At 57.2% G+C, this 25,718-nt stretch carries 25 protein-coding genes; 7 read left to right on the top strand and 18 right to left on the bottom strand.

What is annotated here, in order from left to right; translation table 11 throughout:
- Positions 1-5: 5 nt before the first annotated feature.
- The 3 genes from CPJ18_RS08160 to CPJ18_RS08150 form a co-directional block, all read right to left on the bottom strand.
- On the bottom strand, positions 6-989 hold the full coding sequence (locus tag CPJ18_RS08160; protein ID WP_103657685.1) for an ABC transporter substrate-binding protein: 984 nt from the start codon (positions 987-989) through the stop codon (positions 6-8).
- Between the two features lie 81 nt (positions 990-1,070).
- Positions 1,071-1,904, bottom strand: a complete 834-nt coding sequence (locus CPJ18_RS08155; protein WP_103657684.1) for a PhzF family phenazine biosynthesis protein — start codon at positions 1,902-1,904, stop codon at positions 1,071-1,073.
- A gap of 138 nt (positions 1,905-2,042) precedes the next feature.
- Positions 2,043-3,287: an aminotransferase-like domain-containing protein gene (locus tag CPJ18_RS08150; protein WP_103657905.1), complete on the bottom strand. Its 1,245-nt coding sequence runs from the start codon at positions 3,285-3,287 to the stop codon at positions 2,043-2,045.
- A gap of 240 nt (positions 3,288-3,527) precedes the next feature.
- On the opposite strand from CPJ18_RS08150, the gene CPJ18_RS08145 reads away from it, so the two are divergent.
- A complete protein-coding gene (locus CPJ18_RS08145; RefSeq protein ID WP_103657904.1) occupies positions 3,528-3,980 on the top strand; it encodes an RbsD/FucU family protein in 453 nt (150 codons plus the stop codon).
- A gap of 151 nt (positions 3,981-4,131) precedes the next feature.
- On the opposite strand, the gene CPJ18_RS08135 is transcribed toward CPJ18_RS08145, so the two are convergent.
- The 4 genes from CPJ18_RS08135 to CPJ18_RS08120 all read right to left on the bottom strand — a co-directional run bounded on the left by CPJ18_RS08135 (position 4,132) and on the right by CPJ18_RS08120 (position 7,074).
- Positions 4,132-4,635: a DUF4440 domain-containing protein gene (locus CPJ18_RS08135; protein WP_167397859.1), complete on the bottom strand. Its 504-nt coding sequence runs from the start codon at positions 4,633-4,635 to the stop codon at positions 4,132-4,134.
- A gap of 142 nt (positions 4,636-4,777) precedes the next feature.
- The gene (gene ilvC, locus CPJ18_RS08130) at positions 4,778-5,797 is read right to left on the bottom strand and encodes a ketol-acid reductoisomerase (RefSeq protein WP_077107430.1); all 1,020 of its coding nucleotides are present in this window, start codon (positions 5,795-5,797) and stop codon (positions 4,778-4,780) included.
- 45 nt (positions 5,798-5,842) lie between these two features.
- Positions 5,843-6,499: a TetR/AcrR family transcriptional regulator gene (locus tag CPJ18_RS08125; protein WP_103657903.1), complete on the bottom strand. Its 657-nt coding sequence runs from the start codon at positions 6,497-6,499 to the stop codon at positions 5,843-5,845.
- A 173-nt stretch (positions 6,500-6,672) separates the two neighbouring features.
- Complete coding sequence (locus CPJ18_RS08120; RefSeq protein ID WP_103657682.1) at positions 6,673-7,074, bottom strand: winged helix-turn-helix transcriptional regulator; 402 nt, start codon at positions 7,072-7,074, stop codon at positions 6,673-6,675.
- A 113-nt stretch (positions 7,075-7,187) separates the two neighbouring features.
- On the opposite strand from CPJ18_RS08120, the gene CPJ18_RS08115 reads away from it, so the two are divergent.
- Positions 7,188-8,075: an SDR family oxidoreductase gene (locus CPJ18_RS08115; RefSeq protein ID WP_103657681.1), complete on the top strand. Its 888-nt coding sequence runs from the start codon at positions 7,188-7,190 to the stop codon at positions 8,073-8,075.
- A 198-nt stretch (positions 8,076-8,273) separates the two neighbouring features.
- On the opposite strand, the gene CPJ18_RS08110 is transcribed toward CPJ18_RS08115, so the two are convergent.
- On the bottom strand, positions 8,274-9,539 hold the full coding sequence (locus tag CPJ18_RS08110) for an NAD(P)/FAD-dependent oxidoreductase (RefSeq protein WP_103657680.1): 1,266 nt from the start codon (positions 9,537-9,539) through the stop codon (positions 8,274-8,276).
- A 79-nt stretch (positions 9,540-9,618) separates the two neighbouring features.
- Positions 9,619-10,374, bottom strand: a complete 756-nt coding sequence (locus tag CPJ18_RS08105) for a pyridoxine 5'-phosphate synthase (protein WP_103657679.1) — start codon at positions 10,372-10,374, stop codon at positions 9,619-9,621.
- A 312-nt stretch (positions 10,375-10,686) separates the two neighbouring features.
- On the opposite strand from CPJ18_RS08105, the gene CPJ18_RS08100 reads away from it, so the two are divergent.
- Positions 10,687-11,403, top strand: coding sequence for a MerR family transcriptional regulator (locus tag CPJ18_RS08100; RefSeq protein WP_077117312.1), 717 nt, complete (start codon positions 10,687-10,689; stop codon positions 11,401-11,403).
- A 66-nt stretch (positions 11,404-11,469) separates the two neighbouring features.
- Here CPJ18_RS08100 and CPJ18_RS08095 read toward each other — a convergent pair whose 3' ends face one another.
- Entirely contained in the window at positions 11,470-12,597 is a 1,128-nt protein-coding gene (locus CPJ18_RS08095; protein WP_077107437.1) for an ATP-dependent DNA helicase, read from the bottom strand.
- Between the two features lie 213 nt (positions 12,598-12,810).
- On the opposite strand from CPJ18_RS08095, the gene CPJ18_RS08090 reads away from it, so the two are divergent.
- Entirely contained in the window at positions 12,811-13,656 is an 846-nt protein-coding gene (locus tag CPJ18_RS08090; RefSeq protein ID WP_103657678.1) for an aldo/keto reductase, read from the top strand.
- Positions 13,657-13,724: 68 nt separating this feature from the next.
- On the opposite strand, the gene CPJ18_RS08085 is transcribed toward CPJ18_RS08090, so the two are convergent.
- The 3 genes from CPJ18_RS08085 to CPJ18_RS08075 form a co-directional block, all read right to left on the bottom strand.
- Entirely contained in the window at positions 13,725-14,045 is a 321-nt protein-coding gene (locus CPJ18_RS08085) for a hypothetical protein (protein ID WP_146258665.1), read from the bottom strand.
- A gap of 73 nt (positions 14,046-14,118) precedes the next feature.
- Positions 14,119-14,691, bottom strand: a complete 573-nt coding sequence (ilvN, locus tag CPJ18_RS08080; RefSeq protein WP_067645387.1) for an acetolactate synthase small subunit — start codon at positions 14,689-14,691, stop codon at positions 14,119-14,121.
- A gap of 19 nt (positions 14,692-14,710) precedes the next feature.
- Positions 14,711-16,504, bottom strand: coding sequence for an acetolactate synthase 3 large subunit (locus CPJ18_RS08075; RefSeq protein WP_103657902.1), 1,794 nt, complete (start codon positions 16,502-16,504; stop codon positions 14,711-14,713).
- Between the two features lie 399 nt (positions 16,505-16,903).
- On the opposite strand from CPJ18_RS08075, the gene CPJ18_RS08070 reads away from it, so the two are divergent.
- Positions 16,904-18,871 carry an ATP-binding protein gene (locus CPJ18_RS08070; RefSeq protein ID WP_103657676.1) on the top strand — a complete coding sequence of 656 codons (1,968 nt, stop codon included), beginning with the start codon at positions 16,904-16,906 and terminating at the stop codon, positions 18,869-18,871.
- A gap of 156 nt (positions 18,872-19,027) precedes the next feature.
- Here the strand turns inward: CPJ18_RS08070 and miaA are convergent, their stop codons facing one another.
- Entirely contained in the window at positions 19,028-19,924 is an 897-nt protein-coding gene (miaA, locus tag CPJ18_RS08060; RefSeq protein WP_103657675.1) for a tRNA (adenosine(37)-N6)-dimethylallyltransferase MiaA, read from the bottom strand.
- Between miaA and serB the strand changes: the two genes are divergently transcribed.
- Together serB and CPJ18_RS08050 are read left to right on the top strand one after the other, a co-directional pair.
- Positions 19,923-20,813 carry a phosphoserine phosphatase SerB gene (serB, locus tag CPJ18_RS08055; protein ID WP_103657674.1) on the top strand — a complete coding sequence of 297 codons (891 nt, stop codon included), beginning with the start codon at positions 19,923-19,925 and terminating at the stop codon, positions 20,811-20,813. The two genes, miaA and serB, sit on opposite strands and share 2 nt — an antisense overlap.
- Entirely contained in the window at positions 20,810-21,367 is a 558-nt protein-coding gene (locus CPJ18_RS08050; RefSeq protein ID WP_103657673.1) for a GNAT family N-acetyltransferase, read from the top strand. The genes serB and CPJ18_RS08050 overlap by 4 nt, the downstream gene beginning before the upstream one ends.
- Positions 21,368-21,525: 158 nt before the next feature.
- Here CPJ18_RS08050 and CPJ18_RS08045 read toward each other — a convergent pair whose 3' ends face one another.
- From CPJ18_RS08045 to CPJ18_RS08030, 4 genes are all read right to left on the bottom strand, one after another.
- Positions 21,526-22,293 carry an ABC transporter ATP-binding protein gene (locus tag CPJ18_RS08045; RefSeq protein WP_103657672.1) on the bottom strand — a complete coding sequence of 256 codons (768 nt, stop codon included), beginning with the start codon at positions 22,291-22,293 and terminating at the stop codon, positions 21,526-21,528.
- Positions 22,294-22,302: 9 nt separating this feature from the next.
- Positions 22,303-23,280, bottom strand: coding sequence for an ABC transporter substrate-binding protein (locus CPJ18_RS08040; RefSeq protein ID WP_103657671.1), 978 nt, complete (start codon positions 23,278-23,280; stop codon positions 22,303-22,305).
- Positions 23,281-23,323: 43 nt separating this feature from the next.
- Complete coding sequence (locus CPJ18_RS08035; RefSeq protein WP_407026435.1) at positions 23,324-24,100, bottom strand: ABC transporter permease; 777 nt, start codon at positions 24,098-24,100, stop codon at positions 23,324-23,326.
- Between the two features lie 84 nt (positions 24,101-24,184).
- Positions 24,185-25,537 carry an LLM class flavin-dependent oxidoreductase gene (locus CPJ18_RS08030; protein ID WP_103657669.1) on the bottom strand — a complete coding sequence of 451 codons (1,353 nt, stop codon included), beginning with the start codon at positions 25,535-25,537 and terminating at the stop codon, positions 24,185-24,187.
- Between the last annotated feature and the right edge of the window lie 181 nt (positions 25,538-25,718).

Genomic DNA, 25,718 nt, shown 5'->3' with positions numbered 1-25,718 from the left:
GCGGATCAGCCCTTGGAGCCGAAGATATCCGAGAAGGTTTTCAGGTCCTTTTCTGAGTTCTTCAGCGCTTCCGGTGCGTTGATTGGCAGTACCTTGATCTTGTCGCGCGCCGGGAAGCCTTCCGGCAGGGCAACGTCGTTGCGGGCTGGAATGTAACCGAGCTTGACGAAGCCTTCCTGGCCCTTGGCGGACAGAACGTAATCCACGAACTTCTTGGCGGCGTCGGCATGCTTGGTGTTGGCCAGAATGCCGACCGGTTCGGTGACGGCCGAAACGCCCTCCTCAGGGAACACGAATTCAACCGGTGCGCCCTTGGCCTTCTCACGGATCGGCATGTAATCGACCACGACGCCATAGGCCTTTTCGCCCGAGGCAACCGACTTCAGCACGGCACCGTTGCCACCAGCGGCAATCGCGCCATTTTCCTTGAGCGCCTTGTAATAATCCCAGCCAAGGCTGCTGACGCCAGCCAGCGTCTGCGCGTGGATGAGGGCCGCACCAGAGGTCAGCGGGCTTGGCATGGTGACGAGGCCCTTGGCGTCCGGCTTTGCCAGATCCTTCCAACTCGTCGGCTTCATCGCGGCTTGGGTGTTATACATGATGCCCGTGGTGATGAGCTTGGTAGAGTAGTAATAGCCATCTGCATCATAGAAGGCCGCATCATAATGGGCCGCTTCCGGCGACTTGTAGGCCAGAAGCTGCTTGTTCTGCTTCATGCGCTCCAGCGTGACCGTATCGGCAATCAGCAGCACGTCGGCAACAGGGTTGCCCGCTTCGATCTCGGCCATCAGCTTTGCCATGATCTTCGGCGTTCCGTCACGCACCCACTGAATGTCGATGTTTGGGTTGGCAGCCTTGAAGCCATCGACGGTTGCCTGCGCATCCTCGTTCGGCTGGCTGGTGTAGAGAACCAGATCAGCCGCCTGGGCGTTGCCCAAGAGAATGCCGAGCGAAACGACGGCCGTGAAGGCGGAGAGAAGCGTTTTCATGAATGCGGTTCCAGTTGCGATCTGGCACCGCTAAAACACACATCCATAACATGTGTGTGACAGGCAGGATTTAAGCGCTCATCACAGGCTCACCGTACCCTCGATCAACACCGTTACCGCACCGCCAATCCAGATATCGTCGCCGATCTTGTCGACACTGACACGCCCTGCCCGGCCAAGAACCGTGCCCTGGCTTGCAACATAGCTGTGCGGCGCGATTCCCGCTCCAATCAGCCATTGCGCGATGCCTGCATTCAGGCTGCCGGTGACCGGATCTTCGTAACCATCCGCAAAGGCTCTCAACTCGAAATCCGCCTCGATAGCGTCTTCCACACTGCAAGGAGCCACCACGCCGACCTTGAAGCCGCCAAGAACCGGATAATTCGGCTTGATGTTCAAAACATCCTTCCGCGAACGGAGCAACAGCGAGACCCAGCCGGGACCGTTATCCGTCCAGTTTGCATCGATAACGGCATCCTTTGAAAGACCAAGACCCTCAATGACGTTTTCAAGTATATCGGCATCCACTGGACCGGATTTGCGCAAGGGTGGCGCGGCAAATGCTAGCTTGCCGTCTGAAACCCTGATACGGACAAGACCCGCCTCACATTCCTGCACCACCTCGGCCTTGTCGGTTTTGCCCTGACGGGATAGCCAGACATGGCATGTGCCAAGCGTTGGATGGCCAGCGAAAGGCAACTCTCCATGCGGCGTAAAAATCCGCACCCGGTAATCGGCATCCGGCGATGTCGGCTTCAAGAGAAAGGTCGTCTCGCTCAGATTCGTCCAGTTGGCAAAAGCCGCCATCTGCGCATCCGACAGGCCATCGGCATCGCAGACGACGGCGAGAGGATTGCCCTTGAGTGGTTCTGACGAGAAGACATCGACTTGCTGGAATGCATGGTGGCTGGTCATGAGCGAACCCTTTCGTGGGAATCTGGAGACACAAGTATTCGTCACCCTCGGGCTTGTCCCGAGGGTCTAACCACGTTTGATGTTGGGGTGCGTTAGATCCTCGGGACAAGCCCGAGGATGACGTAAAAAAGCTGCCGCTTAAACCAGCGGCATCGTCTCGTTGGATGTCGTTTCCGCACCGGCAATCAGGCGACCGAGGCGCTTGATGCCTTCATCGATCATCTGCTCATTGGCGCAGGAGAAGCTAATGCGCAGCGTGTTGGCGCCTGAACCATCGGCATAGAACGCCTTGCCGGGCACGAAAGCGACCCGCTCTGTGGACAAGGACTTGGCGAGAAGCTCTGCACCATCCATGCCTTCCGGTAGCGTGACCCAGACGAACATGCCGCCTTCCGGCTTCGTCCAGCTGGCAAATTTCGGCATGTATTTCTCGAGAGCCGCCAGCATCGCATCCCGACGCGCGCTGTAGGCAGCCTTGATCTTTGCGACCTGCTTGTCGAAACCGCGCGATGCGACATGCTCGATGGCCATCTGGTTGATGGTCGAGGAATGCAGGTCTGCTGCCTGCTTCATCAGCACCAGCTTGCGAATGACGGGCATGGCCGCAACCACGAAGCCGACGCGCAGGCCCGGTGCCAGCGTCTTGGAAAAGCTGCCGGAATAGATAGTGCGGGTCTTTTCAATGCCACCGCTGCGAGCGATATCGAGCGCCAGAATTGGCGTAACGGGTTCGCCGTCGAAACGCAGATTCTGATAGGCAGCATCTTCGAGAACGGCGATATCCAGCTCGTCGGCCAGTTCAAGCAACTTCTTGCGGCCCGCCAGATCGACGGTCTCGCCGGTCGGGTTGGAAAAGTCAGCCGAGAGATAAGCGAACTTCACCGAACCGCCAGCCTTGGTCGCGGCATCGCGATAGGTCTGCGGCGTGCGGTTACCACCAGGGTTCAGTTGATCATAGGTCGGCTCATAGGCATTGAAGGCCGAGAGAGCGCCGAGATAGGTCGGCCATGTCACCAGCGCCGTATCGTTGGGCGAAAGGAACAGCTTGCCGAGATAATCCAGCGCCTGCTGCGAACCGGACGTGATGAAGACGTTATCGACCGAGCATTCGATGCCGATCTTTTCCATGTCTTTCACGATCCACTCGCGCAGCGGCTTGTAGCCTTCGCTAACGGAATATTGCAGGGCGGAATTGACCTGCGGGCCAGAGAAAATATCCGCGTAAGCCTGCTTGAATTCCTGGTCTGGAAACAGCGCAGGATCAGGAATACCGCCCGCGAAGGAAATGATATCTGGTTGTTCCAGCAACTTCAGCAATTCGCGGATTTCGGACGCCTTCATGCGCGACGAGCGCGTGGCGAAAATCTGTTCCCAATCGAGCATGGGTTCGTTTCCTCTTGTTTCGTTTTCTTGCGCATATATGTACAGAAACACCGATAGGTCAGCAATGCTGACTTATCGATTTTTGGTACGGTTTTTCACCTTTTCTGCGCAACCTCCCGGAAGGTGCATACGCAATACATCCTCGGACAAGAGTCTACAATCGGCATCACGATGGATTGACGGCGGCAGAATTTCCGGCTCGATTGCAGGCCACTGATTTGACGCATGATGGAGGATACAATGCTCAAGAATATCGACCCGGCTCTCAACGCCGATGTGCTGCACGCGCTGCGCGCCATGGGCCACGCCGACACGCTTGTCATCACGGACACCAACTTCCCATCCGACAGCATCGCCCAGCACACGGTGGTCGGCCAGGTTCTGCGCATGGAAAACATCTCCGCCGCCCGCGCCATGAAAGCCATCCTCTCCGTCTTCCCGCTGGATACTCCCATTCAACCCTCAGTCGGCCGCATGGAAGTCATGGGCGCACCAGACCAGATAGAGCCGGTGCAGGCCGAAGTGCAGGCTGAAATCGACGCCGCCGAAGGCAAATCCGCCCCGATGTACGGCATCGAACGCTTTGCCTTTTATGAGCAGGCAAAGGATGCCTATTGCGTGATTACGACGGGCGAAACGCGGTTCTACGGGTGTTTTATTCTGACGAAGGGTGTGATTGCGCCGGGGACGTAAAGTTTTACACCACCTCATTCCTGTGCTTGTCACAGGAATCCAGTCGTCGAGCGTCTGCGCGGCGAAAGACTTTCCTCAGCCCAAAGACTTGGGCTGACTGGATTCCTGTGACAAGCACAGGAATGAGGGAGGTAGAGCTACCAGCACCACATCAAGCTTGGGTCGGATCGCGCTCAATCACGTCACCGCTCTGAAGTTGTTCCACCGAACTTCGCAATCGTTCAGCGTTAGCAACATGAGAGAGCAGATGAGACGTACCGTCAGCCGATTTGTCGACCGGCGTTCCTTGATGAAACCGAAGTTTCCAACTATTCCCCTCGCGGCTCCAGATCGAAGAGCGATTAGCCCACTCCACGACATCACCGTAAACCGCTTCACTCACATACGTCGCCTGAACGATGTCCGGTGACAGTTGTCGACCGTGAAAACTCAGGAGGGGAATAGTGGCTTTTATCGTCTGTCCTGGGCGAGCCTCGACAAGTATCTCAGCCCTTTTATAGGTTCGTCCCGATCGCCCGAACTCGAAAAAGTCTTTAGCAAGAACTTTGTCCATCAATGCAACGTCGAAACGTGTCTCGGCGATCCACAGGCTTTCTTCCAGTTGACGGATTTCATCCAAATCCGTTGCGGATAATAACGTGTCCTCTTCATGCACGATAGCGTCCTCCGTCATCAAGTCGCACAAGAAGACCAGCTTTCGACATTATCGACAAGAAAAAAGGATGCGAAAGTTGCCCTCCGCATCCCTAGCAATTTTATTTTCACCCTCGTCAATGTGACGAAGACATTAAGCAGTCTTAGTTGACAGCCTTATCAACCAGCTTGTTCTTGCCGATCCAAGGCATCATGCCGCGAAGCTTTGCGCCGACTTCTTCGATCTGGTGAACGTCGTTCATGCGGCGGATGCCCTTGAAGCGGGCGGCACCGGAGCGGTATTCCTGCATCCAGTCGGACGTGAACTTGCCGGTCTGGATGTCGTGCAGGACGCGCTTCATTTCAGCCTTTGTTTCAGCGGTGATGATGCGCGGGCCGGTGACGTATTCGCCCCATTCCGCCGTGTTGGAGATGGAGTAGTTCATGTTGGCGATGCCGCCTTCGTAGATCAGGTCTACGATGAGCTTTACTTCGTGCAGGCACTCGAAATAGGCCATTTCAGGCGCATAACCGCCTTCGACCAGCGTTTCGAAACCAGCGCGGATCAGCTCGACGAGACCGCCGCACAGAACGACCTGTTCGCCGAAGAGGTCGGTTTCGCACTCTTCGCGGAAGTTGGTTTCGATGATGCCCGAACGACCGCCACCAACGCCGCAGGCGTAGGAGAGCGCAACTTCAAGCGCATTGCCCGAAGCGTTCTGGTGAACGGCAACGAGGCAAGGCACGCCGCCACCCTTCTGGTATTCGCCGCGAACCGTGTGGCCAGGGCCCTTTGGTGCGATCATGATGACGTCGAGCGAAGCCTTCGGCTCGATAAGGCCGAAGTGAACGTTGAGACCGTGCGCGAAGGCAATCGCTGCACCATCACGAATGTTGTCGGCAATTTCTGCCTTGTAAATGTCGGCCTGAAGTTCGTCAGGCGTTGCCATCATCAAGAGGTCGCCCCACTTTGCAGCTTCGGCAACGGTCATGACCTTGAAGCCATCGGCTTCTGCCTTCTTGATCGTGCCAGAACCGGCCTTCAAAGCAATGACGACGTTCGTGGAACCGCTGTCCTTCAGGTTCAGCGCGTGGGCGCGGCCCTGCGAGCCATAACCGACGATGACGACATTCTTCGCCTTGATGAGATTGAGATCGGCATCACGATCGTAATAAACGCGCATTGGATAGTCCTTCCTGTGCTAAATCAAGTTGTTAGGGCCGAAAATTCAGGCGACCTTTCCGCCGATTTCCGAATGTACTTTTTCCGTGCCGTAGAGCGTCAGAAAGGCCGAAACAGCCTTGCGCGCCCGCGACGAGAAATCCTTGACCTGCTGCGCTTCACCGAGCAGCATGCGCACATGCAAGTCGGAAACGATCAGGCCATAAAAGCTGCGATAGGCGTCCTCGAGATCATCGAAGCGCAGGTAGCCGGAGCGACGTCCCGCCTCGATCAAGCCGCGAGAGCGCTTGTCGATCTGGCGACGTCCGCGCTCCAGAAGAAGATTGCCGAGCTTGGAGCCATCACGGGTCGCCTGCCCAATCGCCAGACGGTTCAGCGCCAGCGAGACATCGCCCGCCAGAACGTCCAGAAGATCATGGGCAAAAACTTCAAGATGATCGGTCAGTTGCGCCGCCGACACGCGGTCGCCTGCCTTTTCGAAGGTGCGGACCTTGCTCTGTTGAAAGGTGATCATCGCAGCCAACAGACCATCGCGGTCGCCGAACCACTTGTAGAGACTTTCCTTGGAACAGTTCGCGGCGCGCGCCAGGCCAGATGTGGTCAGCGCTTTTTCTCCGCCCTCGACCAGAAGACGCAAAGCCTGCTCCAGAACGGCGTTCTGACGCGGCGAAAATTCCTGCGCTGTGATCGGATCGGTCCCCACCTTGCCCACTCCATCTGACAAATATGTACCGTACGGTACGGTTCGAGTGTTGTTTAAGGGGAGCCGCGAGCGGGGTCAAGCAATTTTTAAAAGGAAATTACGAATTGACGCAGCGCAATATCAGCGCTGGCGAAAATGCCTGCGGTGTGGCCGTCATCCGTGGGCGGGCGGGCTCAGGCTTCGAAACGCTGACGCGCGTCCTTAACCGCATCGTGGTTCTCCAGCGCCCAGTTGATGACTTCAGACAATGGACGATAGAGCGAGCGCCCGAGCGGCGTCATGCTGTATTCCACGCTTGGCGGTTTCGTCGGAAAAACTTCCCGGTGAATATAACCATCTCGCTGAAGGTCGCGCAGGGTCTGTGTCAGCATGCGCTGGGAAATATCCGGCACCATGCGGCGAAGTTCGCCAAATCTATAGGGTCGTTCCGCAAGAGCTTGCAAAAGCAAGGTGGACCACTTGCCACCGATATGGTTGAGCAGGTCCCGCACCGGGCAGTTGGCAAAATCCAGATTGGCGAAATCAGGCATCGGGGCAGACGATGTCGGCTTTAATCTGGAAATCGTTGCGGTCATGGTGGTTCCCTTTTGGTAACGTAGAGCGGTAAAAATGCCTTCTTTACAGATAGCAGTCAATTCCTATTCTATCCCTACTCTCTTTTTGAGACCACTGAAAAAGGAATAACTCTATGAGCAAGATTCTCGTGACCGGCGCTTCCGGCAACCTCGGCCAGGCGATCATTCGCCACCTTTTGGAAACATACCATGTTCCCGCGTCCGATATCGTTGCGGCAAGCCGCGACACCTCCAAGCTCTCGGCACTCGGTTCAAAGGGCGTGGAAGTGCGCAAGGCCGATTTCGATGACGCAGCGTCGCTGGATGCGGCCTTTGCCGGGATCGACACGGTTCTCATCATCTCCACGGATGCGCTTGCCGTACCCGGCTTGCGTCTGACGCAGCACAAGGCAGCGGTTGCCGCAGCAAAGACCGCTGGTGTAAAGCACCTTGCCTATACATCCATGCCGAACCCGGACAAGTCGCTCGTCACCTTCGCTCCCGACCATCTGGGAACCGAAGAAGCGATCAAGGCAAGCGGCCTGCCCTACACCATCATCCGCAACGCCTGGTATAACGACAACTACCTGCATTCCATGGCGCACAATCTGCAAAGCGGACAATGGTTCACAGCCATGGGTGACGGCAAGGTTCCCAACATCTCCCGCGATGACTGCGCCCGTGCAGCCGCCGCAGCCCTCGCCAAGGGCAAGGCCGAGAACAAGACCTACACCGTCACCGGCCCAGAATCGCTCAATGCCGACGAAATCGGCGCGATCATCTCGCACGCAGCCGGCAAGCCACTGGCAGTCATCAAGGTATCGCCTGCCGATCTGCAAAAGGGCATCGAAGGTGCCGGCCTCCCCGGCTTCGTAGCCGAAATGCTGGCATCCGCCGATGCAAACATCGCTGCTGGCAATTTCGATCTCGTAACCAGCGATTATGAAACGTTGACGGGCGAGAAGCCGCAGACGTCTGAGGCGTTCTTCACGGCGCACAAAGCGGCGCTTCTTTCGGCTTGAGGTAGCTGCAAGGTCTTGGGGGAATACCACTCCCCCCTTTGAAGGCACACGCCACTGCCCCGCACACAACCTCATCCTCGGGCTTGACCCGAGGATCCAACGAACCACGACGTTGACCGTGGATAGACCCTCGGGACAAGCCCGAGGGTCACGGAGGTTGGGTGTAACGTCACGCCTCCCAGGGCAGCAGCGTTATACTCACGCCTCGTCCTTCAGCGTCTCTTTCTGCGTAATCAGCCGTGCGCTATGTTGACCGCTGAGATAAATCCACAGCCAGCTCCACGCCACGGCAAGGCGCGAGCGGGTGCCGATAAGGAAGTAGATGTGGGCGAGGCCCCATATCCACCATGCCAGAACACCCGTCAGCTTGATCTTGCCGAAATCGGCAACTGCGGCGCTTTTGCCGATGGTGGCGAGATTGCCCTGGTGACGGTAGTGGAAGGCCGGTTGTTCGGTCTTGCCTGCCAGACGCGCCGTGATGACCTCTGCGACATAGCCGCCCTGCTGCTTGGCAGCCGGCGCGACCCCCGGCACGGGTTTGCCGTCTTCCTGCTTCACCAGAGCCGTGTCGCCAATGACGAAGATGTTGGGGTCACCGGGTATATTGAGCTGCGGGCCGACTTCCGCGCGCCCTGCCCTGTCAGACGTCGTATCGAGCCATTTTGCAGCGGGCGATGCCTGAACGCCAGCAGCCCAGATGATGGTGCGGGCGGGCGTGAAGTCCTCACCGATCTTGACGCCGTCTTCCGTGCAGGCCGAAACCGGTGTTCCAAGCAGCACTTCGACGCCCAGCTTTTCCAGCGCAGTTTTGCTGTAGGCCGACAGTTTCTCGGTGAAAGCGGGCAAAACTCTTGGCCCCGCTTCGACCAGCAGAACCCGCGTCTTGCGAGTATCGACATTGCGAAATTCCGGCGGCAGCACCTTGTGGGCCAGTTCCGCAATCATTCCGGCCATCTCGACACCGGTCGGGCCGGCACCGATGACCACGAAGGTCAGATGCGCCTGCTTTTCCTCTTCCGTTGCCGCAAGCTCGGCGCGCTCGAAAGCCAGCAGCAGACGGCGGCGGATGGTCGTTGCGTCCTCAAGCGTTTTCAAACCGGGCGCATGTTTTTCCCACGCGTCATTGCCGAAATAGGCATGGCGTGCACCGGTGGCCAACACCAGCGTATCGAAGGGAACGGTCTCACCCGATGTCAGGATGACGTTGCGGTTCTGCCGGTCTATGCCGCCGACTTCCGATAAAAGCGTGGTGACTTCCTGCCGGTCGCGGTAAAGCCGCCGTATCGGCCAGGCGATTTCGGATGTCGCCAGCGCCGTGGTCGCCACTTGATAAAGCAGCGGCTGAAACAGGTGATGATTACGGCGGTCGATCAAGGTGATGCGAACCGGCGCGCCTTTAAGTCCATGAACGACCTGCAGTCCGCCGAAGCCTCCCCCAACGACGACAACGTGGTGCTGCTGCATAAAAATTTGCCCTTCTAAAATAAAAATATCCGCGCATTATCGTGCGCGGATACAATATAAAGGCAAAAATTGACGATAGTTATGAAATAGTCTGACCACAGGCGCGACAAAAACGCCGTACCGTCTCAGTCATTCCATATTCCATCGCATCCGCCGTCAGCCCGTGTCCGATGGAGACTTCCGCCAGATCCGGAATGCGCCGGACCAGTGCCGGCAGGTTGGCAACGGTCAGATCATGGCCGGCATTGACCTCTAGGTCGAGCGCCTTGGCGTAATCGGCGGTTACCCCAAGCTTTTCGATCCACATCGCAGCCTGCTCAGGATTGTCATAACAGCCGCCATAGGGGCCGGTGTAAAGCTCGATGCGAGCCGCCCGCGTTTCCGCCGCAAGTCGAACCGCCTCCTCATCCCCATCGCCATCAGCAAAAAGAGACACGCGCATGCCGCCAGCCATGAGACGCGCCACGGTCTCCTTCAGGAAGGTGGCATGCTTGCGAAAATCCCAGCCATGATCGGAAGTCGCCTGCGCGGGATCATCCGGCACCAGCGTCACCTGCTCCGGCTGCGTTTCCTCGCACAGCAGCAGAAAGTCTTCGGTCGGGTAACCCTCCATATTGAACTCGGCCTGCGGGAACTCGTCATCGATGAGGGCGCGCAACACCGGCAAGTCGGAAAAGCGGATATGGCGCTGATCCGGACGCGGATGCACGGTCAATCCGCTGGCTCCCGCGCGCAGCGCAATGCGGCCAAATTGCTCGACGTCAGGCCACGGCAGATCGCGGCGGTTACGCAACATGGCAATGGCATTGAGATTAACGGAGAGCTTGGTTGGCATGGGGGATCATCGCTTGTTTTCAACATTGGAAGGCTTTGTTTCCCCCACTCTAGCCTATCTCGCAAGCACCACTCGAAAAATAATGAAAAAGTTTTGGAACCAAAACCCGGCATTCGAATTCTACAACCCATTAGGGTTAGGGGACTCATTATGGCTAGTGATTATTTTTACGCGGAAACAAACTTGAAGCTAAACCCGAATTTCGATCTGGCTATCGATGGGGGAACTGACGACCTCTTGAAAGATGAACTCCCTGTGCGACGGTCCATACCCGGAAGAGCGCGCAATGAAGCCCGGTGGAGGGCCAAACCGATGCGCGATACGGAAGAACCGAAGACATCGCTGCATCAGGATGCCTCGACTGCAAAACGCAAAGGTTTTCTTCCAGATATCCCCCAACCATCTCATATGCCACCAGAGCCGGTCGGCATTGCCGACATGGCCAACATGTTTGGCGTAACGCACCGCACTCTGCACTTCTATGAAGAGAAAGAAATCATATCCTCACGTCGTGCCGGATTGATGCGCATATATTCGCATCAGGACGTGCGGCGCATGGCAGTGGTGAATTTCTGTCGCGAGATCGGCATACCCGTCGCGACCATTCAGGACATCATGCAGAAACTGGCCGACGCGCCGACGCAGGCTGAGGCGGACGCCATATTCCAGAACGTTCTGAACGCACGCAAAAGCGAACTGGCTGGAGAGATCTCCACCGTCCGCCGACAGATTCAGCAGATCAGTGACGTTCTCCTAACCGAGGATGTTGCCTCGGATGCAGACGATGATGTTATCGATGCATCACACGTCGAGTTGGACACGCAAGAGCGCAAATGCCTGGAGTTGATGGCAGAAGGCTATGCGCCTATTCGGCTTGCACGAACACTCGGCATTTCTGGCGACGAACTCCAGAAGCTGGAAGCCAGCGTGATGGAAAAAGTCAGCGCCAATAACCGCTTTCAGGCTGTGGCCAAGGCGTTCATGCTGGGCGTCATCAGCCCTGACCGGGAAGCCGCATCACAAGACTGAAGCCTTTTCGCGATAAGAAACAAAAACGCCCGGTGCAGATGAAAAACTGCACCGGGCGTTTTTATTTCAACGCACGATCGTCAGTGTTTCGGCCGCACGGGTAATCGCGGTATAGAGCCACCGCTCGCGCGAATCGCGAAATGCAAAGCTCTCATCAAACAAGACGACATTGTTCCACTGCGAACCTTGGGCCTTATGCACGGTCAGCGCATAACCGTAATCGAACTCGTCATAACGCTTGCGCGTCGTCCACGGTATCTCGGTTTCCGTCTCCTCGAACGCCGCCTTCAACAATTTTATCTTCGCCGCACCGCGATCCATATCGTCGTCTTCGGGGCGGATCATCAGGTTGATGCCCGGCTTGACGGTTTCGCGTGACGAACTCATCACCTGCCAAAGCGAGCCGTTCAGCAATCCCTTGGCGGGGTCGTTGCGCAGGCACACCAGCTTATCACCAGATTGCGGATAGTCGGCCACAAAACCCTTCAACTCGCGAAGGCGCTGATTGTAGCGGCGGCGGGTTCTGTTGGTACCGACCAGCACCTGGTCCGCGTCCAGCACAAGCCCCTGGGTCACTTCGTTTTTGGAAATCACCTGCGCGGCACCGTAATCTCCGCGCATGATTTCCTTGCCCTCCCGCACATCCATGGCCAGCTGGATGATCGGGTTGTCTTTGGCCTGACGGTGAATTTCCGACAGCAGAAAATCCGGCTCCTGATCCGTGAAAAAGCCACCACCGGATACGGGCGGCAGCTGCCCCGGATCGCCCAGAACGAGGATCGGCGTGCTGAAACTCATCAAGTCCCTGCCCAGCGCTTCATCCACCATCGAGCACTCGTCGATGATGATGAGTGCCGCCTTGGCAAGCGGGCTCTGCCGGTTGATGGAAAACATCGGCGCGATGGATGTCTTGCCGGTTTCTTCGTTTTCCACCGCCTCTTCGCCGCGCGGGCGATAGATCAGCGAATGAATCGTGCGAGCATTGGTGGCCCCACGCGAGCGCAGAACCTGGGCAGCCTTGCCGGTAAAGGCCGCAAACAGCACCTCGCCATCGACATTTTCGGCAAAATGCTTGGCAAGCGTCGTCTTGCCCGTGCCGGCATAGCCGAACAGTCGGAAAACCTGCGTACGGCCTTCCTTCAGCCATCGCGAAACAGCCTTCAGGGCTTCGTCCTGTTGCGGTGAAAATTGCATGCGTTCTCTTCGCAGGATTCGAGCGTAAAGTGCAACTGAAAAAGAACGAAAGAAGAATAAAGGCGCAAGCCGAAGAGACGTTAAGACATCCGCCAAAACTTGAAAAACCTCGTTGCAGCGAAGCTGAGGCGCACAAACCCGTAAGTTTTGATGGATCGACCTGACCGCTCACTGGTTTAAGATGCACACAGCATGAGAAACCGGAGCAATGACATGTTCGATGATATCCCAACCGTTACCCTGCCCTCTGGTGTCAGCATTCCCGCATTGGGGATAGGAACTTGGAACATGGGCGAGGAACGCGCCGCCGAAATCAGCGAGATTTCCAGTATCCGCAAATCCGTCGAGCTGGGGATGACGGTTGTCGATACTGCGGAAATGTACGCGGATGGAAAATCGGAAGAGGTCGTTGGCAGGGCGATCGTTGATATACGCGAACAAGTTTTCCTCGTCAGCAAGGTCTACCCGTTCAATGCCAGCGCGCAAGGCACAATCGATGCCTGCGAACGCAGCCTCAAGCGCCTTGGAACGGACCACCTCGACCTTTACCTGCTGCACTGGCGCGGCTCGCATCCGTTGGAAGACACCGTCGGCGCGTTTGAAAAGCTGAAAGCGGACGGAAAGATCACCGATTGGGGCGTCTCCAACTTCGACACAGACGACATGGAAGAGCTGTTCTCCTTCACCGAAGGCAAGAACTGCGCGGTCAATCAGGTGCTTTACAATCTGTCCAGACGCGGCCCTGAATATGATCTTCTGCCGTGGTGCCAGAATCACGGCGTGCCTTTGATGGCCTACTCACCGATCCAACAGGGTCAACTGCTCAAAAACCACGAACTCATCCGCATCGCCAAAGCCTATCAGGCAACGCCCGCGCAGATCGCACTCGCCTTTCTGCTGGATCGTGACGGCGTGATGGCCATACCGAAAAGTGCAAACCCGGAGCGCGTCACAGAAAATCGCGGCGCGACCGGTCTGGATATCAGCGACGATGACTGGGCCGCACTCGACGCAGAATTCCCACCGCCAACGCAGAAGGTACCGTTGGATATGCTGTAAGGATTTTAACGGCTTGCCGTGTTTTCTGGATTCAAAAGAACAACAACCTGAATCAGTTTGGAGCAGACTTACCGAGTTTGGTAAAACGGCTTCAAGACGCAATAGACCGGAAACGAGATCACTATCAAAATCAAACTGGCCTCATGGGTGGACGCCGCGTCCGCCCATCTATCCACACGCGAAGGGCTGCCGAAAAGACCAATACCTGTGAGCGCCGCACCACTGAAAACCATCGCAACGACCATGCCAAGAACCCACCACCGCAAGACAACCAGATTGCCGTAAGCGAGATAGAGTGTGAATGCCGATCCGGCAAACATCAAAAGATCAACGGTAACGAGGTAGCTACGGCAATAGAGCGCCCACGTCTGTTGCGATTTTCGTTTCAAAGCATTCCCCTCTATATGCGAAAATGCCCGCAGCAAGAACTGCGGGCATTGTTCTTTAGGCAGAACAGCGCAGTTACATTCCCTGCGGACCACGGTTCATCGCCGCGATACCGGTGCGGCAAATCTCGATCAGGCCCAGCGGCTTGATGATCGAGATGAACTGGTCGATCTTTGAAGACTTGCCGGTGATTTCGAAGATGAAATGCTCAACCGTCGCGTCAACCACCTTGGCCTGAAAGGCATCGGCGAGGCGCAAGGCTTCGGCGCGGTCTTCGCCCGAACCGGCGACCTTGATCAGTGCGACCTCACGTTCGATCGGACGCTCCTGCCCCATGTCGCGGGCGCGGACTGTCAAATCGACAACCGTGTGAACCGGCACGATGCGTTCCAACTGCGCCTTGATCTGTTCCAAAACGCCGGGCGTACCGCGCGTGACGATGGTGATGCGCGACAGGTGCGCCTCGTGTTCCGTTTCCGAAACGGTCAAGCTTTCGATGTTGTAACCGCGACCAGAAAACAGGCCGATGACGCGGGCGAGAACGCCCGGCTCATTGGCAACGAGGACCGATAGCGTGTGGTTTTCAACGGTTTCCGTTTCCTTCTGAATGAAGTAGGCCGAACCGGTAGGCTGTAGATGTGCGTTCATATCCGTATTCCCTTCCAGATCAGACGAGCTGACGGCCCTTGGCGTCGATTGCATTGGCAACGGCTTCGTCGGTTGCTTCATCCGGCAACAGCATCTCGTTATGCGCCTTGCCCGACGGGATCATCGGGAAGCAGTTGGCGAGATTGGCGACGCGGCAATCGAAGATAACGGGCTTGTCGACCGCAATCATCTCAGCAATTTTGTCGTCCAATTCCTTCGGGTTGTCGCAATACATGCCGACACCGCCATAGGCTTCCGCCAGCTTGACGAAATCAGGCATGGCTTCCGTGTAGGAGTTGGACAGGCGGTTGCCATGCAGCAACTGCTGCCACTGGCGTACCATGCCCATATATTGGTTGTTCAGGATGAAGATCTTGACCGGCAGGCTGTACTGAATGGCGCAGGACATTTCCTGAATGCACATCTGGATCGAGGCATCGCCAGCGATATCGATGACCAGCGCTTCCGGATGCGCAACCTGAACGCCGATAGCTGCTGGCAGACCGTAACCCATGGTGCCCAGACCGCCTGAGGTCATCCAGTGGTTCGGCTCTTCGAAGCCGAAGAACTGCGCGGCCCACATCTGGTGCTGACCGACTTCCGTGGTGATGTAGGTGTCGCGGCCCTTCGACGCCTCATACAGACGCTGAATAGCGTATTGCGGCATGATGACATCTTTGGAATTCTTGTAGGCGAAGGAATTGCGTGCGCGCCAGCGGGTGATATCCGCATTCCAATCTTCCGTCTGCGCCTTCGCAGGCTTGGCTGGCAAGGCCCGCCACAAACGAACCATATCTTCCAGAACACGCCCGACATCGCCAACGATGGGAACATCAACGCGAACGTTCTTGTTGATCGAGGACGGATCGATATCGATGTGGATTTTCTTGGAGTTCGGCGCGAACGCATTCAGACGCCCGGTGATACGGTCATCGAAACGCGCGCCGACACAGACCATGACGTCGCAATCATGCATCGCCATGTTGGCCTCATAGGAACCGTGCATGCCCAGCATGCCCAGCCATCTTTCGCCCGAGGCCGGATAGCAACCCAGACCCATCAACGTCGAGGTGATCGGGAAGCCGGTCAATTCAACCAGTTCACGCAGCAAACGCGTTGCTTCCGGGCCGGAATTGATGACGCCACCGCCCGTATAGAGGATTGGACGCTTGGCCTTGGACATCAGTTCGATGGCCGCATGAATAGCGTTCAGATCGCCCTGAACCTTCGGCTTATAGCTTTTCTGCTGGATGGCAGCCGATGGCGGCGTGTAGGTGCCGGTGGCGAACTGAATGTCCTTGGGAACATCAACGACAACTGGGCCAGGACGACCGGTCTGGGCAATGCGGAAAGCCTCATGGATGATGCCAGCCAACTCGTTGACGTCCTTCACCAGCCAGTTGTGCTTGGTGCAGGGACGCGTGATACCGACGGTATCGCACTCCTGAAACGCATCGGAGCCGATCAGCGATGTCGGAACCTGGCCGGAAATGCACACCAGCGGGATCGAGTCCATCAACGCATCCTGCAACGGCGTAACGGCATTGGTGGCACCGGGACCGGAGGTGACCAGCATGACGCCGACCTTGCCGGTGGAACGGGCATAACCTTCAGCGGCGTGGCCTGCACCCTGCTCGTGGCGCACCAGAATGTGCTGGATATCGTCCTGCTGGAAAATCTCGTCGTAAATCGGAAGAACCGCACCGCCGGGATAGCCGAAAATATGCTCGACGCCATTATCCTTCAGCGCGCGCAGAACGATTTCCGCGCCCGTCATGGTGTTGCTGTTGTCCGTAGTGTCCTTATCCGTCATTGCCTGTTCCATCCCGATTTGGCTTTGGATATCGTCGGGCCATTTGGCCCGTGTGAAGACATAAAAAAAGGCCCCTTGAGGAGCCTCGTTTAGCGCATGGGTGCTTTCGCCGGATGGTTACACCATCCTGCCCATGCGCCGTCCCACCACGATAAGTACGTTAAGATTTTTCATGGGCCGGAGTGTTAGACACAAAACCGATATCCGTCAACGCATTCTGCGGAAAAAAATCCACATTTATTCCATTTATTGCGAACGGACGGCATTTGACGAAATAAAAATACGCTCCGATTACACCAGTTGTTAAAAGCAATCTTATAGACTTCGCTGAATGACCGGGACCAACCCGCACAGGGCCGACTTCAAACAAGGCCGACAGACCTATGACAGGGGCGAGACGTGTTTAACGACGACCTTCGCAAATCGGCAAAAGCAGGCGAGCAGGACCGCCGCGACGAAGTGACGGCAGCAAACCGGCTGCTCGGCCACGTCATTTCCTGCAACGGCTCCCGTGCGACGATTTCCGCCACGACCGAACCCGGCAAGACTGACCTTGCCGAACTATGGTCGGTTGGTCGCCTGATCTCCATCGACCTTGGCGAAACCCGCGTCGCGGCCTTGAGTTACGCCATGAAAACCGGCCAGATCGAGTGGTCGGCCAGTCGCAGCAACACGCTGTTGATAGACGTCGAACTGCTGGGCGAGATTTATCGCGCGCCTGACGGTAGCGAGCGTTTTTCCACCGGCATTTCCCGCTACCCCTATCTGGGAGCCATTGCGCACCGCATTCGCTCGAGCGACCTGATGCGCATCTACGAAAATACAGGCGGCGGCACCTGTGTCGTCGGTCGCCTGACGCAGGATGACAGCATCGACGCGACGATCAGCATTCCGCAAATGCTATCCAAGCACTTCGCCGTTCTCGGCTCGACCGGCGTCGGCAAGTCGACCGCAGTCTCTCTGCTGCTGAACAAGGCAATCGAGAAGGACCCGAAGCTACGTGTGCTGATTCTCGATCCGCACAATGAATATGCCGCAGCCTTCCCGATGTCATCGGTGGTTATCGATACCGATACACTCGACCTGCCCTTCTGGCTGATGAAGCTGGAAGAGTTTACAGAGGTGCTCTACCGCGGACGCAAGGCCGTTTCCGAAGAGCTTGATATTCTGCGTGACCTGATACCGGAGGCGAAACGCGCCTTTCGCGGTTCGGACAACTCCGTCATGCGTCGCGCCTCGGAAAAGTCGTCCCTGACATCGGATACGCCTGTCCCTTACCGCATTGCCGACCTTCTGGCCCTGATCGATGAGCGCATTGGCCGGCTTGAGGGGCGTGATGAGAAACCAGTGCTGCGAAACCTCAAAATGCGCATCATGTCCGCCATCAATGATCCGCGTTATCACTTCATGTTCTCCAACAGCACGATCAGCGATACGATCATGGAAACGGTGGCGCATATCTTCCGTGTCCCCGGCGATGGAAAACCGATTTCAGTCTTCCAGCTCGCCGGCATTCCGTCGGAAGTGGTGAATTCCGTAGCCTCCGTTCTTTGCCGTATGGCGTTCGAACTGGCGCTGTGGAGCCAGGGTGCAATCCATACGCTGGTCGTCTGCGAAGAAGCGCACCGTTACGTTCCCGCCGATCCCGAACTCGGCTTTTTCCCGACGCGCCAGGCCATTGCCCGCATCGCCAAGGAAGGCCGCAAATACGGCGTATCACTCGGCATCATCACCCAGCGGCCGGGAGAACTGGACCAGACCATCCTGTCGCAATGCTCCACCGTGTTCGCCATGCGGCTATCCAACGAAAACGATCAGGAAATTATCCGGTCGGCCATTCCGAACTCATCCGTCTCCACCACCAGCTTCCTCTCCTCCATCGGCAATGGCGAAGCCATCGCCTTCGGTGAGGCCATCAACGTTCCCATGCGCATCCGCTTCGACCGCGTAGCCGACCATAACCTTCCCAAGGCCAATGGCGTCATGCCCCACATTGCCGAAGATACGCCGGATACGGTCGATCTTCGCTCCATCGTCAAACGCATGCGCGCCGTCACCGGCCCCGATATTTCCGGCTTCCGCCAGAGCTACGACGCCAAAATCGCCCAGGATGCGAATGATGAGGAATTCGATAGCTGGAAGCGCGAGTTCAACGAAGAAAGCAACAGCAGCGAACCTTACCGGCCGGAAATGCTGCCGAGGAGTTCGGTGTTTTCCGCAAAGGCGCAGATGTCCGCAAGTGTTGCACCAGTTCGCGAAAATGTTCCGGACTTAGCGCCGCGGTCTTTTATCGCCGAAGAGCCAAGATCATCCCTGCGAGATAGCCTGATGAAGAAGCCACTTGGTAGTCTTTACCGGAAAGATTGAGTTGGCTCGGGCCGTCCCTATACCTCCCTCATTCCTGTGCTTGTCACAGGAATCCAGCCAGCCCAAGTCCTTGGGCTGAAAGAGCCTCTACCGCCGCGCAGACGCGCGTCGATTGGATTCCTGTCACAAGGACAGGAATGAGGGAAGAGAGGTCGCTCAAGGCACCACCCTCTCCCAATCCTCCCCCATCTGATTGCGAAACCACGTCATTTGCCGCTTGGAATATTGACGCGTGGCCGCAGCGGCCTTCTCGATGACCTCGGACTCGCTCATGCCCCCCGCCAGCATCTCCGCAATCTGCGAAACGCCAATTGCCTTCATGGCTGTTGCATCCGGGGGAAGATCGAGCGCCAGAAGCGCCTGCACTTCCTCCACCGCGCCACTTTTCATCATGCCCGCAAAACGGCGGTTGATGCGGTCGTGCAGCACCGCACGCTCCGGCAGCACGACGATTTTTTGTGCCCGCGCCGGATCGATAATCATCGGGCCGCTGGCCTCCTGAAAGGTGCGGATGGATTTGCCGGTGGCTTCCAGCACTTCCAGTGCCCGCACGATGCGCTGGCCATCGGTGGCGCGAAGGCTGGACGCGATCTGCGGATCGCGGTTCGACAATTCTTCATGCAGCCCAGCCGGTCCGTCTTCGAGCAGCCGCGTTCTGTAGCTTCCGCGAATCTGCGACGGAATGGATGGCATATCCGAAAGGCCGCCCGTCAGCGCCTTGAAGTAGAGACCCGTGCCACCAACGATAACCGGGAAACGCCCCTCGCCGCGCAGTTTTTCCAGAAGCGTCGTTATCTCCCGCAGCCACTCCCCTGTGGAGTAAAGCGTCGAAGCAGGGACATGCCCATAAAGATGGTGCGGCACGTCCTCTATTTCTTCTGACGAAGGCCGCGCTGTCAAAACCCGCAGCGTGTCGTAAACCTGCATGCTATCGGCGTTGATAACGACACCATTTTTCTCCCGCGCCAGCCGAAGCGCAAGCGCGGACTTGCCGCTTGCCGTCGGGCCGGTTATCAGGATCGCATCAAATTCGTCAGCAAGGTTTTTCATCATGGCTCTGGTTGCCACGCTTATCGCCAATCCGTCAAATCCTGTTCTGAATTCCACGATCGCCGAAAGTGCCGCCAAGGCACTGGACGCTTCAGGCCTCTACTGGCTGGCAGATGGAGTTGCCTGCGATATGGTGCTGCGCGATGGTACCGATATTGCGGCGGCAGAACGTGTGCTGCGGATGGCTATCGTTGACCGACCCATCGATATCGCCATTCAGGACCAGGACAAGCGCCGCAAGAAAATCCTCATCGCTGACATGGATTCGACCATGATCGGCCAGGAATGCATCGATGAGCTGGCTGCCGAAGTCGGGCTAAAAGAGCAGGTCTCCACCATCACCGCCCGCGCCATGAATGGCGAAATCGCCTTCGAACCTGCCCTGCGAGAGCGCGTCGCACTGTTGAAAGGCCTGCCTATTTCCGTGGTGGACGAGGTCATTGAAAAGCGCATCACACTGACCCCAGGCGGTATGGAGCTGATCGCCACCATGAAAGCCAAGGGCCACTACACGGCGCTGGTTTCCGGTGGCTTCACAGTCTTTACCAGCCGAATCGCGGCAACCCTTGGCTTCGATGAAAATCGCGCCAATATTCTGGGCGAAAAAGACGGCCTTCTCGATGGCACCGTGGCTGAACCGATTCTGGGTAAACAGGCCAAAGTCGACGCGTTGAACGATATCGCTGCAAAACTTGGCATTACCCCTGAAGACGCGATTGCAGTCGGCGATGGTGCCAACGACCTCGGCATGCTGCATCTGGCCGGGTCAGGCGTTGCGATCCACGCCAAGCCTGCCGTAGCGGCGGAAGCGAAAATCCGCATCGACCACGGTGACTTGACGGCACTTCTTTATCTTCAGGGTTATCGCAAGGCTGATTTCGTTACCCCATGATCTTACGAGGAACACCAAGGCTGATCCTGCGGGAATGGCGAAAAACAGACCGCGACCTTTTCCGGGAGATCAACGCCGACCCGAAAGTGATGGAGTTTTTTCCCACCGCACGCAGTCACGCCGAATCCGATGCCGCACTGGAGCGCATCAACGACATGATCCGCGCTACTGGTTTTGGCTTCTACGCGCTGGAGCTGCGTGAAACTGCTGAACCGATAGGGTTCTGCGGCATAGCCCCCGCCAATCTCGAAGGCATATTCCCGCTCGGCACGATGGAAATCGGCTGGCGGCTGGCAACCCGTTTCTGGGGCCACGGCTATGTGACGGAAGCCGCAAAATCGATGTTAGCAATGGCATTCGATGAAAAGAAGAAGCCGGAGATCGTCTCCTTCGCAGTCCGCGATAACCAGCGCTCGGTCTCCGTTATGAAACGGATCGGCCTCATCCGCGATCCGTCCCGCGATTTCGACCATCCGCGTGTGCCGGAAAGCCACCCTCAATTGAAGCCGCATGTGACCTATGCGCTGACGTTAGAACGGTGGTTGGGAAAATGAGCGGCCTATGGTGCCCACCTCCGTCACCCCGGACTTGATCCGGGGTCCAGCAGACGCGCGTCTGCGCGGCGGAAGAGTCTACCAGCCCAAGGACTTGGGCTAACTGGATTCCGGCTCAAGGCCTGATTGACGGAAGATGGGTAGGGCTTTAAAAATAGTCAATGCAAACCGAACACCTGCAACAATTCCTCGCGCTGACGCACGAAGGCCGGTGAACTGCGGTCGCGCGGGCGTGGCAGGTCGATATCGATGATTCTCGGCTGTGCACCCTTTTCACGCGGAAGGATGAGGATGCGGTCGGCGAGATAGATCGCTTCTTCCAGATCATGGGTCACGAGAACGGTGGTCACATCCTCCTCACGCCAGATACGCGCCAGTTCCTGCTGCATGCTGATTTTCGTCATGGCATCGAGTGCGCCAAGCGGTTCATCGAGGAGCAGGATTTCAGGCTGTACGGCCAGTGCGCGGGCAATGCCGACGCGCTGCGCCATGCCGCCGGAAAGCTGCCGCGGATAGGCGGTTTCGAACTGCTGGAGACCGACGAGATTGATATAGCGCTGCGCTCTCGTTTTTGCCTCTGCTTTCGCAACACCCTGGGTTTCCAGCCCGAAGGACACGTTTTCAAGAACGGTTAGCCAAGGCAGCAAACGAGGCTCCTGGAAGATGACCGCCCGTTCCGATCCGACGCCATGTACGGCGTGTCCGTCGATCAGCACGTCGCCGCTATCGGCCTGTTCCAATCCTGCCAGAACGCGCAGCAGCGTTGTCTTGCCCGATCCGCTGGCACCGACGATAGCAAGGCTTTCGCCTGGCACGATCTTGAGATTGATGTCTTTCAGAACCTGAAGCGGCTTGCCGTTCAGGTGGTAGGACTTGGAGAGATGGCGGATCGCCACCTCTCCGCGAACGGCTTGCGTTTGCGTCATGCTGCGTCCTCAGTTGCTGGCCGTTTCAGGCGCGTAGAGAATGCTCTTGGCCGTGATCTGGCCTTCCTTGATCTTGCCTTCACGCGTCAGGATGTCGATCCAGAACTGCAAGTCACGATCCACGGCCTTGCCACCCGGGCGCACGCCGTAACCCCGGAAGTATTGCGCGATGTCAGGGTTTTCCCCACGCTCTTCGAGCGCCTTTGCGAAAATCTTCTTGGTTTCTTCCGGGTGCTCACGCGCGTAATCGAGAGCGCGCTGCGACTGCTCAACGAAGATTTTCGAGGCTTCAGGATGCTTTTTGGTAAAATCGCGGCGCAAAACGATGAAGCCACCAGCGATGTCACCAAGCACATCGGTATCGTCAAAGATCGGACGAATGCCGCCAGCGGCCTTGGCCTTGCCTTCAAACGTCGTCTGCCAGTAACCGAAAGCGGAAATGTCCACCTGCTTGGAGCGTAGGACCTGCTCGAGCTGCGGACCCGGCACGACGACGGGTTTTGCCGCATCCGTCGGCAGGTTCACCGAGTGCAGAGCTTCGCGGATGGTGTAGTCCAGATGTGCGCCAAGCGTATTGACCGCAATCGTCTTACCGGCGATGTCCTTGATACCCTTGATCGGGCTATCGTCCAGAACATAGAAAACCGACTGAACCTCATCATTGATACCGTTTGACGGGAAAGCGGCCACGAAATCATTGCCGCCGATGATGGAGTTCAACACGGCAGCAGTTGCGGCACTGCCGATTTCGACATCACCGGATGCCAGCGCAAACAGGGAAGCCGGACCACCTGTGGCATAGCCGACATTTTCCAAAGTGACACCGGTGCCTTTGAAATAGCCGAGCTCCTGAGCCAGTTCCTGGGCAGCAAGGCCGCCCTGGGTTGCGAGATAGCGGAATTTGACCTCTTCGGCGGCAGAGGCGGCGGTGGCGAAACCGAAAATCACGGCAGCCGAAAGCAGTAGCTTACGAGAATGAAAGCTCATGGATTTTTCCTTTGAGAAAGAGAATGTGTTTAGCTGATAGGCATCACTGAGACGGCTGCGACCAGCGACAAAGCTTGCGTTGCAGAAGAACCAGCACCGCATTGGCCGCCAGCCCCAAAAGCGCCAGAAGAAGAATGGCCGCAAACATCAGCGGGATCTGGAAATTGTACTGCGCATTCATGACCTGAAAGCCGATACCCTTGTTGGCACCGATCATTTCAGCAGCGATCAGAAGCAGCAGGGCAGTGGTCGCGGACAGTCGCAGGCCGACAAAAATCGCAGGGACGGAGGCAGGAAGAACGACGCGGCGAAAAATCGTCAGCGGACCGGCACCGTAGGTTCGCGCCATCTCGATCAGCTTGCCATCCACTTCCTTGACGCCACCAATGGTGGACAGAAGGATGGGAAACAGCGTTGCCCAGAAGATCACAAAAACCTTCGACGCCTCGCCAAGCCCCAGCAGCAGAATGAAAACCGGATACAGCGCAAGCGCCGATGTCTGCCGGAAAAACTGCAACAGCGGATCGAGCGCCCGCTCCACAGCCGCCACCTGCCCCATGAACAGACCCAGTGGAATGCCGATGATGACAGCCGCAGCGAAGGCGATACCTGCACGTTGCAGACTGATGCCGATATCATCGATCAAAGCACCGCTGGAAATGCCCTTCCAAAGCGCACCGATGATAGCATCAAGCGGAGGGAAAACCGCCGGGTTGATCCAGCCGAAGACGCTGGATATCTGCCATGCCGCCAGAAAGCTGATCACCAGGCCATAACGGGAGAGGAACGGGCCAATCACGCCACGCACGATCTGCCCCATCGCCGGCGCACGGTTTTCCGTCTGCCGGTATTCGGGTGATCTTGGGAGAATGGCTTTCGCATCTTCAAATGACATCGTCGCGTCTCACTCGGCTGCCTGAACGACCGAGCGTGCGGCAGTCCAGCGGTTGACGGGAAATGGCAGGCCCAGATTTTCGCGAAGCGTGGTGCCTTCATATTCGGTTCTGAACAGGCCGCGTCTCTGAAGCTCCGGGATGACGAGATCGACGAAATCATCGAGCGCCGTCGGAAGCCATGGCGGCAGAATGTTGAAGCCATCCGCGGCCTCGTTCTCGAACCATTCCTGCAACGTATCCACGATCGTCTCTGGCGTACCGACGATGGTGAAGTGACCACGCGCAGACGCAACCCACTGATACAGCTGACGGATGGTGAAATTGTTCTCGTCGGCGATCTTGCGAATGAGAGCCTGACGGCTCTTCATGCCTTCGGTCGGTGGTGCTATCGGAAGCGGCCCGTCGAGATCATATCCGGTCAGATCAAGCGTTCCGCCCGTCAAACCGTTGAGCAGGCCAACCCCATCTTCTTCCAGAATAAGCGATGTCAGTTGCTCGTATTTTTCCTGCGCTTCCGCAAGGGTGCGGCCAACGAAGGGCGAAACGCCGGGCATGACGAGAATGTGGTTGGGATCACGGCCAAAGCCCCGCGCCCGTGCCTTGATGTCGCGGTAAAACTCCTGAGCGGTATCGATGTGCTGATGCGCGGTGAAAATAACCTCGGCAGTCTGTGCCGCGAGCCCACGCCCATCATCCGATTGCCCCGCCTGCACGATGACGGGATGCCCCTGCGGGGAGCGCGACACGTTAAGCGGCCCACGAACCTGAAAATGCTCACCGCGATAATTCGCTTCATGCAGTTTGGAAGGCTCGTAAAAAACGCCGCTCTCCACGTCGCGCGTAAATGCATCATCCTCGAAACTGTCCCAGAGCGCTTTGACGACATCCACGTGCTCGGCTGCACGGCGATAGCGGTCGGCATGCGGCAGCTGAGTCTGCCGATTGAAATTCTGTGCCGTCGGATCACCCGTGGTGGTCACCACATTCCAGCCTGCCCGGCCACCGGAGATCAGATCGAGCGACGCGAATTTGCGAGCGGTCGTATAGGGCTCTTCATATGTCGTGGATGATGTGGCGATAAAGCCGAGGTTTTTGGTAAAAGGGGCAAGCGCCGAGAATAAGGTCGTTGGCTCAAAACCCGCCACACGGGCATTGCCACCCTCTCGCGCGCCGCCATAACCAATTGCCAGATTGTCAGCGAGAAAATAGGCATCGAAAAGGCCACGTTCGGCAGTCAGCGCCAATTGCTTGTGAAACTCGAGGCTGAGCGCGCCATCGGTGGGTTGATCCGGATGTCGCCACGCCGCGATGTGCTGTCCGCCACCCGGCAAAAAAGCCCCCAGCCTGATTTTTCGCGCCATGTGCTTCTCCCATATGGTCTTGCAAGCAATTGAAAGGAAACCGTTTTCCAGCGGATTGCCGAGACGCGCTCAGCAGAAACGGAGCCTGCTTGGTATGAGAGAATCCTACATTGTCTATTATTTTAGTATAGAAAATAGATTGCGTTCTAGCGCCGTCAGCGGAATGATATTTGCGCATTTC

The sequence above is a fragment of the Agrobacterium rosae genome (assembly GCF_002915175.1).
Classification (GTDB): domain Bacteria; phylum Pseudomonadota; class Alphaproteobacteria; order Rhizobiales; family Rhizobiaceae; genus Agrobacterium; species Agrobacterium rosae.
Note: the sequence above shows the minus strand (reverse complement) of the source record. Positions and strands in the feature narration are given on the sequence as shown.

What these genes read in the sequence shown, in the direction of transcription:
- CPJ18_RS08160 (WP_103657685.1), bottom strand. Translation starts at nt 989, where the DNA reads ATGAAAACGCTTCTCTCCGCCTTCACGGCCGTCGTTTCGCTCGGCATT.
- CPJ18_RS08155 (WP_103657684.1), bottom strand. Translation starts at nt 1,904, where the DNA reads ATGACCAGCCACCATGCATTCCAGCAAGTCGATGTCTTCTCGTCAGAA.
- CPJ18_RS08150 (WP_103657905.1), bottom strand. Translation starts at nt 3,287, where the DNA reads ATGCTCGATTGGGAACAGATTTTCGCCACGCGCTCGTCGCGCATGAAG.
- CPJ18_RS08145 (WP_103657904.1), top strand. Translation starts at nt 3,528, where the DNA reads ATGCTCAAGAATATCGACCCGGCTCTCAACGCCGATGTGCTGCACGCG.
- ilvC (WP_077107430.1), bottom strand. Translation starts at nt 5,797, where the DNA reads ATGCGCGTTTATTACGATCGTGATGCCGATCTCAATCTCATCAAGGCG.
- CPJ18_RS08120 (WP_103657682.1), bottom strand. Translation starts at nt 7,074, where the DNA reads ATGACCGCAACGATTTCCAGATTAAAGCCGACATCGTCTGCCCCGATG.
- CPJ18_RS08115 (WP_103657681.1), top strand. Translation starts at nt 7,188, where the DNA reads ATGAGCAAGATTCTCGTGACCGGCGCTTCCGGCAACCTCGGCCAGGCG.
- CPJ18_RS08110 (WP_103657680.1), bottom strand. Translation starts at nt 9,539, where the DNA reads ATGCAGCAGCACCACGTTGTCGTCGTTGGGGGAGGCTTCGGCGGACTG.
- CPJ18_RS08105 (WP_103657679.1), bottom strand. Translation starts at nt 10,374, where the DNA reads ATGCCAACCAAGCTCTCCGTTAATCTCAATGCCATTGCCATGTTGCGT.
- CPJ18_RS08100 (WP_077117312.1), top strand. Translation starts at nt 10,687, where the DNA reads ATGCGCGATACGGAAGAACCGAAGACATCGCTGCATCAGGATGCCTCG.
- CPJ18_RS08095 (WP_077107437.1), bottom strand. Translation starts at nt 12,597, where the DNA reads ATGCAATTTTCACCGCAACAGGACGAAGCCCTGAAGGCTGTTTCGCGA.
- CPJ18_RS08090 (WP_103657678.1), top strand. Translation starts at nt 12,811, where the DNA reads ATGTTCGATGATATCCCAACCGTTACCCTGCCCTCTGGTGTCAGCATT.
- ilvN (WP_067645387.1), bottom strand. Translation starts at nt 14,691, where the DNA reads ATGAACGCACATCTACAGCCTACCGGTTCGGCCTACTTCATTCAGAAG.
- CPJ18_RS08075 (WP_103657902.1), bottom strand. Translation starts at nt 16,504, where the DNA reads ATGACGGATAAGGACACTACGGACAACAGCAACACCATGACGGGCGCG.
- serB (WP_103657674.1), top strand. Translation starts at nt 19,923, where the DNA reads ATGGCTCTGGTTGCCACGCTTATCGCCAATCCGTCAAATCCTGTTCTG.
- miaA (WP_103657675.1), bottom strand. Translation starts at nt 19,924, where the DNA reads ATGATGAAAAACCTTGCTGACGAATTTGATGCGATCCTGATAACCGGC.
- CPJ18_RS08050 (WP_103657673.1), top strand. Translation starts at nt 20,810, where the DNA reads ATGATCTTACGAGGAACACCAAGGCTGATCCTGCGGGAATGGCGAAAA.
- CPJ18_RS08045 (WP_103657672.1), bottom strand. Translation starts at nt 22,293, where the DNA reads ATGACGCAAACGCAAGCCGTTCGCGGAGAGGTGGCGATCCGCCATCTC.
- CPJ18_RS08040 (WP_103657671.1), bottom strand. Translation starts at nt 23,280, where the DNA reads ATGAGCTTTCATTCTCGTAAGCTACTGCTTTCGGCTGCCGTGATTTTC.
- CPJ18_RS08035 (WP_407026435.1), bottom strand. Translation starts at nt 24,100, where the DNA reads ATGGGGCAGATCGTGCGTGGCGTGATTGGCCCGTTCCTCTCCCGTTAT.
- CPJ18_RS08030 (WP_103657669.1), bottom strand. Translation starts at nt 25,537, where the DNA reads ATGGCGCGAAAAATCAGGCTGGGGGCTTTTTTGCCGGGTGGCGGACAG.